Origin of the sequence: Novosphingobium sp. UBA1939, assembly GCF_002336885.1 — a bacterium.
In the GTDB taxonomy this organism is placed as follows: domain Bacteria; phylum Pseudomonadota; class Alphaproteobacteria; order Sphingomonadales; family Sphingomonadaceae; genus Novosphingobium.
Map to the genome: position 1 here is coordinate 21350 of NZ_DDFB01000150.1, position 10406 is coordinate 31755.

The 10406-nt window shown below is 67.0% G+C and carries 9 protein-coding genes; 4 read left to right on the forward strand and 5 right to left on the reverse strand.

The window, feature by feature from the left end; genetic code table 11:
- Position 1 precedes the first annotated feature (1 nt).
- Complete coding sequence (locus tag B3547_RS20195; RefSeq protein WP_125954855.1) at positions 2-1531, forward strand: DHA2 family efflux MFS transporter permease subunit; 1530 nt, start codon at positions 2-4, stop codon at positions 1529-1531.
- A gap of 50 nt (positions 1532-1581) precedes the next feature.
- Here B3547_RS20195 and B3547_RS20200 read toward each other — a convergent pair whose 3' ends face one another.
- The 5 genes from B3547_RS20200 to B3547_RS20220 all read right to left on the reverse strand — a co-directional run bounded on the left by B3547_RS20200 (position 1582) and on the right by B3547_RS20220 (position 8612).
- Positions 1582-3858, reverse strand: coding sequence for a TonB-dependent receptor (locus B3547_RS20200; protein ID WP_292966419.1), 2277 nt, complete (start codon positions 3856-3858; stop codon positions 1582-1584).
- 128 nt (positions 3859-3986) lie between these two features.
- Positions 3987-4397, reverse strand: coding sequence for a hypothetical protein (locus tag B3547_RS20205; RefSeq protein WP_292966421.1), 411 nt, complete (start codon positions 4395-4397; stop codon positions 3987-3989).
- Between the two features lie 70 nt (positions 4398-4467).
- Complete coding sequence (locus tag B3547_RS20210; protein WP_292966423.1) at positions 4468-5151, reverse strand: Fe2+-dependent dioxygenase; 684 nt, start codon at positions 5149-5151, stop codon at positions 4468-4470.
- Between the two features lie 15 nt (positions 5152-5166).
- Positions 5167-5973, reverse strand: coding sequence for an energy transducer TonB (locus tag B3547_RS20215; RefSeq protein WP_292966425.1), 807 nt, complete (start codon positions 5971-5973; stop codon positions 5167-5169).
- A gap of 200 nt (positions 5974-6173) precedes the next feature.
- On the reverse strand, positions 6174-8612 hold the full coding sequence (locus B3547_RS20220) for a TonB-dependent receptor (protein ID WP_292966427.1): 2439 nt from the start codon (positions 8610-8612) through the stop codon (positions 6174-6176).
- Positions 8613-8775: 163 nt separating this feature from the next.
- Here B3547_RS20220 and B3547_RS20225 point away from each other — a divergent pair, with 163 nt between their 5' ends.
- The 3 genes from B3547_RS20225 to B3547_RS20235 form a co-directional block, all read left to right on the forward strand.
- Entirely contained in the window at positions 8776-9492 is a 717-nt protein-coding gene (locus B3547_RS20225) for a PepSY-associated TM helix domain-containing protein (RefSeq protein ID WP_292966429.1), read from the forward strand.
- 16 nt (positions 9493-9508) lie between these two features.
- Complete coding sequence (locus B3547_RS20230; RefSeq protein WP_124807704.1) at positions 9509-9985, forward strand: DUF2271 domain-containing protein; 477 nt, start codon at positions 9509-9511, stop codon at positions 9983-9985.
- A gap of 11 nt (positions 9986-9996) precedes the next feature.
- On the forward strand, positions 9997-10406 hold a 410-nt coding region (locus tag B3547_RS20235), incomplete at its 3' end, for a DUF4198 domain-containing protein (protein ID WP_292966434.1).

Below are 10406 nucleotides of genomic sequence, written 5' to 3' on the forward strand. Positions count from 1 at the left end.
CATGGCCGGTTCGACTGAGGCTCCCGTAGCGATCCGTGGCGCCGCGCTGGCGATCGCCGGGATCGTGCTGGCGGCGTCCAACTTCATGGTCGTGCTCGATACGACCATTGCCAACGTTTCGGTACCGCACATCGCGGGCAGCCTGGGCATTTCCACCAGCCAGGGAATCTGGATCATCACGTCCTATTCCGTGGCGGAGGCGATCTGCGTTCCGCTGACCGGCTGGCTTGCCGGCCGTTTCGGCGCGGTGCGTACCTTCATCTTCTGCATGATGGGCTTCGGCATCTTCTCGATGCTGTGCGGCATGTCGCCCACGCTCGGGATGCTAGTGGCCTGCCGGATCGGGCAAGGACTGTGCGGTGGGCCGCTGATGCCGCTGTCGCAGACGCTGTTGATGCGCATCTTTCCACCGGAACAGCGCAACCAGGCGATGGCGCTGTGGGCGATGACCACGGTCGTCGCCCCCATTCTCGGCCCGATCTTCGGCGGTTCGATCAGCGATGCGTGGTCGTGGCACTGGATATTCTTCATCAACGTGCCGGTGGTTCTGCTGTGCAGCTTCGGCGCGATGCGGGTGTTGCGCCCGGCCGAAACGCCGACGGAAGACCTGCGCGTCGACCGTACCGGCCTGGTGCTGATGATCATCTGGATCGGCGCGTTGCAGATCCTGCTCGATCTGGGGCGCGAGCGCGACTGGTTCGGCGATCCGCTGATCGTGGCACTGGGCATCATCGCGGTGATCTTCTTCGCGATCTTCCTGGCCTGGGAACTGACGGAGGAGCAGCCGATCGTCGATCTGCGCGTGTTCCGGCACCGGGGGTTCACGGTATCCACGCTGTCGCTGGCGCTGACCTACGGATGTTTTTTCGCAACCTCGGTCATCATCCCGCAATACCTGCAGGTCGGGCTTGGCTACACGTCCACCGATGCCGGCTATGCCACCTCGTTCATCGGCGTGGGTGCGGTGATCATGGCACCCATCGTCGGGCGGCTGGCGTCGAAAGTGGACCTGCGCTTGCTCGTTTTCGGCGGCATCCTGTGGCTGGGCATGGTGTCCTGGCTGCGGTCGGGCTGGACGGCGGATGCCGATTTCTGGACGCTGTCGTTCCCGCAGATGGTGCAGGGCTTCGGGATGCCGGCCTTCTTCATCGCAGCGACCGCGCTGGGCCTGAGCGCGGTGGAGCCGCGCGAAACGGCATCGGCGGCCGGGGTGATGAGCTTCATGCGGACGATGGCGGGCGCGATCGGCGCGTCCATCGCCACGACCTACTGGGACGATAGCCAGCGCGTCGCGCGCAGCGAGATCGTCGGGCGTCTCAACACCACGCAGACGGCGGACCGGCTTTCCTCGCAAGGTTTTTCGCTCGATCAGACGCGACAGGTCATCGCCAACATCGTCGATCGCGAAAGCCTGGCGCAGGCGACCAACCACGTCTTCCTGGTGCTGGCCGTGCTGTTCGTGGTGTCGGCCATGGTCATCTGGCTGACGCCCAAGCCAAGCCGCGAAGTGGATAGCTCGGCCGCGCATTGATCCGGGGCCGGGGCGGACGGTAATCGCGCCCGCCCCGGCCTTTCCGACGATTACAGCTTCCAGTTCACCTGCGCGGTAAACGACCGCTGCGGGAAGGGGTGGAACAGGTAGTACTTGTCGTTGTTGAGGTTATCGACGCCCAGCGCGAAGTCGAAATGGTCGTTCACGTGGAACACCGCGCGCATGTCGATCACGAAGTACTTGTAGAACCCCTGATAGGTGTTGCCCACCGTATCGCTGTTGTCGAGCGTGGCGTAGTTGCGGCTGGCATAGCGCGCGGCACTGGTGAGCGAGAGCTTCTCGCTCGGTCGCCAGGTCAGCACCGCGTTGGCCTTCCAGTGCGGCACGCTGGGCAGCAGCCTGCCGACCGAGCTCGGAAAGGCGCTGTTCCGGCTGGTGATCGCGTCGGCATAGGTCACGCTGCCGGCCACGTCGAAGCCCGGCAGCACGTCGCGCCGGTCGATCGCCAGTTCGACGCCGCGCGCCCGCGTCCGGTCGACGTTCTGGACATAGCTGCTGGTGATGCCCGGCGTGTTGATGTTGGTCTGCGAGATCAACGCGCCGTCGATCACTTCGTTGAACAGCGATACGCGCATTGTGCCGTGGGCGTCCTGCTGCTCGATCGCCAGTTCGCCGCTGCGCGCGCGTTCGGGGCGCAGGTTGGGGTTGGGATTGGCCAGCAGCGTGCCGACCGTGGTCGCCTGATAGAGTTCGCCCACGGTCGGGAAGCGCCACGCCTGCCCGAACGAAAGGCGCGCGGTCCAGTGCGGCGCCGGTTTCCATTCGAGCGACGCCTTGGGCGAGAAGCCACTGGCCTTGCGCTCCGCCTGCGTCACCGATGCGCCGCTGGCGATCAGGTTGTAGCCGTCCCACGCGCGCCACCATTCCTGCCGCGCGCCGAGCGTCAGCGTCCACTGCGGCGTGATCCGGATCGCGTCCTGCGCCCACACCGCCAGCGTGCGCGTCTTGCCACGCGAAGCGGTGCTCAGCGCGCCTTGGGTGGCGGTATCGAGCCAGTTGCTCGCCAGGAAGGTCTGCGCCGCCAGTTTGTAGCGATCGCCATGCCCGCCGAAGCTGACCTCGTGCGCGCCGAGATGGAGCGCGGCCTTGGCGTCGAGCGTCACCCAGCCGGTGCCGTCCTGCCGCTGGATCGTGCCGGCCCCGCCGGCGAAGGCGGACGGCAGCTTGTTCACGGTCGGGCCGCTGGCGGCGGTGGACGGGCCGTTCTGGAGATCGTGCGCGTAATTGTAGAGCGTGCCGACAACCTGCCAGTCGATCGCCTTCGATCCGCCCTGCGCGGTCACCGCGTGCGAGAAGTGCAGCGCGTCGCGGGTATAGACGCCGGAATTGAAGCCGGTGGTCACGCCGGTGTTCGCGGTGGCGTAGGTCGTCGCGCCCGTGCCGTCGCGCAGATAGCTGTCCACGGTGCCGCGCGTCTTGTCGGTCCAGATGCCCAGAACGTAGCTGAGGCGCGTATTGCCGCCGAGGTCGAGCGCGGCCTTGGCCTTCCAGGTGTTCTGCTCGTGATGCTCGATGCCGCCGGCGCCCAGCACCTTGATCGCGGCGCCGGTGCGGTTGCGGTCGTCATAGGCGCCCGTAGTTCCCGTCGGCGCGGCGGTTGCCGTTACGATGCTCACCGGCTGGCTGTTCGCCACCGTGCGCGTGCCGCTCAGGAACACCGCCAGCGGGCCGAAGCGGTCGCCGACCGAACCGGCGAACTGCCACGTCGGCAGGGTCTGGTGCGTGCCATAGAGGTTGGACTGCTGGATATTGGTCAGGACCGAGGCGTGGGCTTCCAGCTTGTCGGGCAGGCGGGTGGTGATGTTGACCACGGTGCCGATGCTGTTGCCGGCATAGGCGGCCGAGAACGGGCCGTAGAGCACGTCGATCCGCGCGATTTCCTCCGGCGTCACCAGCGTCCAGCGCGGGCTGCCGTTGCCGTTGTTGTTAGCGATCAGCGCGGACAGGCTCGCCCCGTCGGCGAAGATCAGGCTGCGCGCGCTGGAGCCGAGGCCCGAGGTGCGCGTGGCGATCGGCGCAAAGTTGTCGCCGATGTGCCGTTTGCGCACGACCAGGCTGGGCAAGTACTTGAGCGTATCCTCCACGCTGACCGCGTTGATCTTCTCGGCGATCAGGTCGGCGGTTACCGCCGCCTTGGTTGAGGGCGCGTTCTCGATCGTGGCGGCCTGCTTCTGCGCGATCACCAGAATGTCGGAACGGGGCGCGTCGGACGCCGTGGCGGCGTCTTCCTCCGCATGGGCGGAAATGGGGGTGAACGCCAGCGCGGTGGCCAGCGTGAAAAGGGACGTGACGAACGAAATCCTCATGGCGGATTTCTCCTCCGGTATCTTTGAAATGGCGGAGGCATGGCGCGGATGGGCGCAATCATGCTTTTCCGGAACGTCGGCGCGCGTTCAGGCGCCGGGACGGACGGTCGGGTGCGACCGGCCGGTGTTCAGGAAAGCGCTGGCGGGCCGCGCAACGGCGGCTGGAGGCGTGCGACGCGCCGGATGACCGGTGCGGGAACGGCGGCGAAGCCAAGTGCCAGCACGAAGGCGATCGCCAGCGCCAGCAGGATGGGGTCCGCGCCGCCCAGCGCCGGGAAGGCATGGCCGGCAAACGGGCAGACATCGTGCGCCTTGGTATTGGCGTCGGTGTTCTGGTGTGTGCCGTCGCGGGCGGGAATACTCACCTGCGTGGCGGTGCGTTCGCCCAGCGAATCCGCGCAGACCAGCAGGGTGAAGGTCCGGGCCTGCGGCGCCACCATGTACCCCGCCGGCACCAGCGCCTTCATGCACAGCGCCAGCGCCACCAGGGCGGCGGCGATGGTGCGATGGCGCAGGAGAAGGGCGCGGAGCGATGCCATTGCGGCGGCCGTTAGTCGGTCACAGCGGGTTTGTCACGCACCCGCCGCATCTGCGCCCGCGTCCGGTCGCTCAGGCGTCGGCCCAGCGCCGCAGCAGGTTGTGATAGACGCCGGTCAGGCGGATGATCGAAGGATCGCTCTGCCCCACGGTCGCCCCCAGCGTCTGGATCGCCTGGTCCAGATCGAACAGACTGGCGCGCGCCGCGTCGTCGCGGATCATCGACTGGATCCAGAAGAAGCTCGCCACCCGTCGCCCGCGCGTGACCGGTTCCACGCGGTGGAGGGAAGAGGAGGGGTAGAGCACCGCGTGGCCGGCCGGCAGCTTGACCTGCTGGACGCCGAACGGCGTTTCCACGGTCAGTTCGCCGCCGTCGTAGTCTTCGGGCGCTTCGAGGAACACGGTCATCGACAGGTCCGATCGCACGCGGAAGTTGGTCTCCTTCTGGATGCGCACGGCATTGTCGACATGGGTGCCGAAGGCCTGCCCGCCGGCATAGCTGTTGAACAGCGGCGGGAAGATTTTCAGCGGCAGCGCGGCGGCGATGAACAGCGGGGAGGCGCCCAGGGCCGCCAGGATCATGTGCCCCGCCTGCTGCGCCTCCGGCGCTTCCTCGGGCAGTTGCAGGTTGTTCTTGGCGAGCGCCGACTGGTAGCCGGACGTGGTGTTGCCATCGATCCACGGCGCGCGATCGATCAGGGAGCGGACCGCCGCGACGCCATCGGCATCGAGCAGGCCGGGAACGGGAATAAGCATGAAAAGGTGCTGCCTTCAGCCTTGCAGAACAAAGGGAATTTCGACGACGCCGCGCACTTTCACCGCCTGCCCGCCGCGCAGGGTCGGCTCCCAGCGCCATTTGCGCACGGCGGAAAGCGCGGCATCGTCAAGCCGGCGGAAGCCGCTGCTGTTGCTGACCGAAATCTGTTCGACCGCGCCATCCAGCCCCAGGACCAGCGCGAGCACCACGGTCCCTTGTTCCTTGTGACGGCGGCTTTCCACCGGATAGCGCGGGGGAGAGCCGGCGACCATCCGTGTGCCGAGATCGCCACCCTGCACCGTGCTGGGCGCGGCGGGCGGGGCCGGGGGCGCGGGAGGAGCCGGCGGCGTGGGCGGGCCGGGCTGGATCGCCGGCTGCGGCAGCGGATCGATCGCGGCCGGGGTCGCGGCGACTTGCGGGATCACGATCTGGGGCAGCGGCTGCGTGGTGGGAACGGGCTGGGTCTGCGGCGGCTGCTTCGCCTGCGGCGGCGGCGGGGGAGGCGGCGCGAGCGAGAGCGTGACGGCCACCAGCCGGTCTTCCTGATGCTTGGCGGCGTGGTGCTGCACGGTCAGCAACCCGCCGATCGCCGCGATATGCACCGCGGCGGTGATAACGAGCGCCCGGGTGCTGAAACGGCGGCCTTCGCCATAGCGGGCGCGCGGCGTGGCGGGCGCTGCCGAACGGACGGCCTGCGTGCCGGACGCAACCAGCGTTATCCGCGCCTTCGCCGGCGCATCGCCCTGCATTGCCGCGTGGACCTGGTCCCACGAAAGTACGGTATCACCGTCCGCGATCAGCCCTTCAGCCTTGTGCAACACGATCTGCCTCCGTGACTCGCGCCGATCCGACGGACTTTGTCTTTAATGCGAATTACTCGCATATCATGCCTGTTGCAAATGCATATCAACAATGATTCAGATCAAAGTTGCCGCACGCCTGTCCCGAAACGACAAACCCCGCCGGCAAGGCCGGCGGGGTCGCTCCGGATAACGTGGCGTGCGATCCGGCGCGGGTCGGATCAGAGCTTCACGTTCAGCGTGAACACCGCCGAACGCGCGTCGCCCGGCGTCGCCCAGCCGTTGTTGCGGATGCGCGTGTAATAGAGCGCGTTGGTGAAGTTCTTGACGTTGAGCTGCGCGGAGATTTCCGGCGTGATCGCGTAGGACAGATAGGCCTGATGCACCCAGTAGGCCTTCGAACGCAGCACGGTGGGAGCGGCCAGCGTCGGCGCGGCGAAGGCGAAGCTGCCCTGGTAGGTCGCGCCATAGCCCACGGTCAGGCCGAACGGCAGGGCATAGGTGGTGAACAGGCTGCCCGAATGCCTGGGCGTGTTGGCGAGTTCGGACCCCGCGCCGGGATCGGGATTGGCCGCGCTGTTGGCGCACCCGCTCGCGCCCGGATTGTTCAGGCAGAAGTCCGATACCGACTGGATCAGCTTGCCCTTGAGATAGGTGTAGTTCGCGGTGATCGACCAGTTGGGCGTGATCCGGCCCGAGGCGCTGAGCGCGATGCCATCCACGCGCGAATGGCCATCAAGCTGCTGATCGGGCACGATCGGATCGTTCGAGGCGACGGCGTAGCGGTCCCGTTCGTTGCGGAACGCCGCGGCGGAAACCAGCAAGCCGCCGTCGAACAGTTCGGCCTTGGCGCCGATCTCGTAGTTCTTGGCGGATTCGGGCGAGATGTTGCAGGTCGCCGTCGAGCAGGAGCCGTTGACCGAGGCTTTCGACGGCGTGCGCGAGTTGCCGTAGGCGACATAGAGGCTGACCGCTTCCACCGGCTTGTAAGTGAGGCCGAGGCGATAGGAGAACAGGTCGGCACTGTTGCGCAGCGTCGCGCCGATCAGGCGATCGCCCTTGCTGTAGGTGACGATCGGGCCGCTGGCGGTGCCCGACGGTCCCGAGCCGTTGAAGGCGGCGATCGCATCGGTGCGGTTGCTGCCCGATACGTGATCGTAGCGCGCGCCGAGGCTGAGTTCGAGAAAACGCCCGAGCTTGAGCGTATCGAGCGCATAGACCGCGTAATTGGTCTGTTCGCCGCGCTGATAGCTGGTGGGGGTGGTATTGATCGGCCCGGTATAGAGGTTGGCGCTGTTGGGATCGGCGATGCTGCCGAACGGCAGGTGGCGCGCCGTGGTGGTCCGGTCATAGGGATTGGTGCCGTCGGCGTTGCGCAGGGCCGATGCGCCGAACAATTCGAACTTTTCCCAGGAAGCTGCCGCGCCCACGTCCAGCGTGTGCTCGATCCCGGCGGTATTGAAAACCGCCTTCAGGTCGATCTGGTCGAACATCAGCTGGTTGCGCGTGTCGCGCACGTTGCCCTGGGGGCCGGTCAGCAGGTACGATCCGGCGGGCACGGTGATCGCCACCGTGGCCGGGCCGCCGAACGAGGTCGCCGTCACCGGGCTGATTGCCGAAGCGGAAGTGGTGCAGGCGCCGCCCGTGGGCGTCACGCCGCTCGCCAGGCAGAAGGTGCCCTGCGGCGCGGTGGCGATGGAAAGCTGACGCACGTCCTGCCAACGGGCCAGATTGCGGATCGATACCTTGTCGCTGAATTCGTGCTCGAACGTGGCGGTGAACTGGTCGACGTTGATCTTCTGCTTGTCCACGCCGCGCAGCCCGTAATAGCCCGAGCGGCTGACGCCCGCCGGCTTGCCGCCGGCGCTGGCGTAGTATGGCACGCCGTATTGCGGGATGTTGGTGTCTTCCTGGTGGTAGTATTGCAGCGTCAGGCGCGTCGGGCTGTCGATCCCGATGGTGACGGCCGGCGCGATGCCCCAGCGCTTGTAATCCTCCACGTCGCGGCCGGGCACGTCGTTCCTGTGCGCCATGGCGTTGAGGCGGAACGCGATCAGATCGTTGACGCGGCGGTTCACGTCCACGGTGCCGCGATAGTAGTTGTCGGTGCCGATGCCCGCGCTGAACACCGCGCTGTCATCGCCCTTGGGCCGCTTGGTGATCAGGTTGATGTTGCCGCCGACCGAGCCCGCGCCCGAGATCACCGAGTTGGCGCCGTTGGTCACCTCGATCTGGTCGACGTTGAACTGATCCGAGCGGGTGTACTGCGCGCTGTCGCGCACGCCGTCGACGGTAATGTCGTTGTTGGCGCTGTAGCCGCGCAGGTTGATGCTGTCGCCATAGCCGCCGCCGCCTTCGCCCGCGCCGAAGGTGATGCCGGGCACGGTGGAGAGCACGTCGCGCAGCGTCAGCAGGTTCTGCTGCTCGATCACGTCGCTGGTCAGCACGGTGATGGTCTGCGGCGTATCGCGCACGGGGCGCGTGCGCTTGGGCGATTCCAGCGTGCGGCCCGGCTCTTCGGTGATCGCGGTGTCGGTCACGGTCATGCCGCCCAGCTTGCGACCCTGTTCCGCTTCCTGCGCCTGGGCCGGGCCGGCGAAGGCCAGCGCGCTGACGCAGCCGAGCGCGAGGAACGATGCGGTCGACGTTGTTCTGGTCACGGAAATATTCCCCCTTGGTTTGGAATTTCAAGGTCCGGATATTGCGATTAATTCGCAGAGTCAATTCTATTGATAATTATTCGCAACAATGCCAAAGGCTGCTGCAGACGTCGCGAGGCGCTAGTATGCCCGTGCTTGGGAATCGTGCGGGCTGGAGGGAACGTTGGACGGGATTCGGGTTATCGAGCGGGAAACCGGCGCGCAGGGTGGAGGCGATCCGCATACCGGAGGTGCTGGCGTTCCGCCGTCACCCGCCGCGCCGCGCCGCAAGTCGCGCAAGGCGCGCCAGTTCTGGCTCAGACAATTGCACACGTGGCACTGGATCAGCGCTGCTGTCTCGCTGGTGGGCATGTTCCTGTTCGCCATCACCGGGATCACGCTCAACCACGCCAGTTCGATCAGCGCGGAGCCCAAGGTTGTTTCGCGGCAGGCCACGCTGCCATCCGCCCTGCGCGGCGTGCTGGAAGCCGGCGCGCGCAAGGACGCGCCCGTGCCCGAACCCGTGGCGGCCAGCTTGGTCGGTCTGGTGGGGCTCGACGTGAGCGGCCATGCCGCCGAATGGAACGACGATGAGGTCTATGTCGCCCTGCCCGGGCCGGGGCGCGATGCCTGGGTCAGCATCGATCGCCAGACCGGCGAGGTAACGTCGGAGCGCACCGATCGCGGCTGGGTTTCCTATTTCAACGATCTGCACAAGGGCCGCAATTCCGGGGCCGGGTGGTTCTGGTTCATCGATGTGTTTGCCGCCGCCTGCGTGATCTTCACGCTCACCGGCCTGCTGCTGCTCCAGCTTCACGCGCGGCATCGCCCGTCCACCTGGCCGCTCGTCGCGCTGGGAACGGCGATCCCGCTCGTCATCGCTCTCTTTTTCATCCACTGAAGGACTGTTCACGCCCATGCGAAAAAGCCTGATCCTCGTGGCCGGTGTCGTGGCGACCCCGGCCAGTGCCGGCACCTTGACGGTCACCGTCCCGCGCCTTTCGGTCGCCGAATACCACAAGCCCTATGTCGCGGCCTGGATCGAGCCGGCCGCCGGCGGTCCGGCGCGCACGCTGGCGGTGTGGTATGACGTGAAGAAGAAGGGCAACGAGCCGGGCACCAAGTGGCTGGCCGATCTGCGCACCTGGTGGCGCAAGGGCGGCCGCAGCCTGAACCTCGCCGCCGATGGCGTGAGCGGCGCCACCCGCGCGCCGGGCGCCTACCGTATTCCGCTGCCGGCCGATCTGCGCCCCGGCGCCTATGTCGTCCATGTCGAGGCGGCGCGCGAGAGCGGTGGGCGGGAACTCGTCTCCGTTCCGCTGTCCGTGCCGGTGCGCGATGCCTCGGCCACCGGGCGTTCCGAACTGGGCGCCGTTTCCGTTACTGTCCGTTGAAAGAGCGATCGATGTTGAACAAGACCCTTCTGCTGGCGGTGGGTTCGCTGGCCTTCGCCGTGCCCGCGCAGGCGCATGACGCCTGGTTCCTGCCCTCGGTCACCGTGTTGTCGGATACCAACCAGGGCATCACGGTCGATGCCGCCACCTCGTCCGTGCCGTTTGTCGCCAACCATGCGCCGCTGAACGTGGATGCGGTGCAGGTGCAGGCGCCCGACGGCACGGCCGGCAAGATCGAGAACGTCGCGCGCGGCCGCTATCGCAGCACGTTCGACGTGCTGATCGACAAGCCCGGAACCTGGCGGATCGGCACCACGATGGATGCCGTGATGGGCAGGTTCAAGGTCAATGGCGAGGACTGGATGGTCGGCCGGCGGCGTGGTCCGGGCGGCCCGGGTGGTCCCGGTGCTGGTGGTCCCGG

Bases quoted from the DNA above. Each gene is read 5' to 3' on its own strand.
- B3547_RS20230 (WP_124807704.1), top strand. From the start codon at position 9,509: ATGCGAAAAAGCCTGATCCTCGTGGCCGGTGTCGTGGCGACCCCGGCC.
- B3547_RS20195 (WP_125954855.1), top strand. From the start codon at position 2: ATGGCCGGTTCGACTGAGGCTCCCGTAGCGATCCGTGGCGCCGCGCTG.
- B3547_RS20200 (WP_292966419.1), bottom strand. From the start codon at position 3,858: ATGAGGATTTCGTTCGTCACGTCCCTTTTCACGCTGGCCACCGCGCTG.
- B3547_RS20205 (WP_292966421.1), bottom strand. From the start codon at position 4,397: ATGGCATCGCTCCGCGCCCTTCTCCTGCGCCATCGCACCATCGCCGCC.
- B3547_RS20210 (WP_292966423.1), bottom strand. From the start codon at position 5,151: ATGCTTATTCCCGTTCCCGGCCTGCTCGATGCCGATGGCGTCGCGGCG.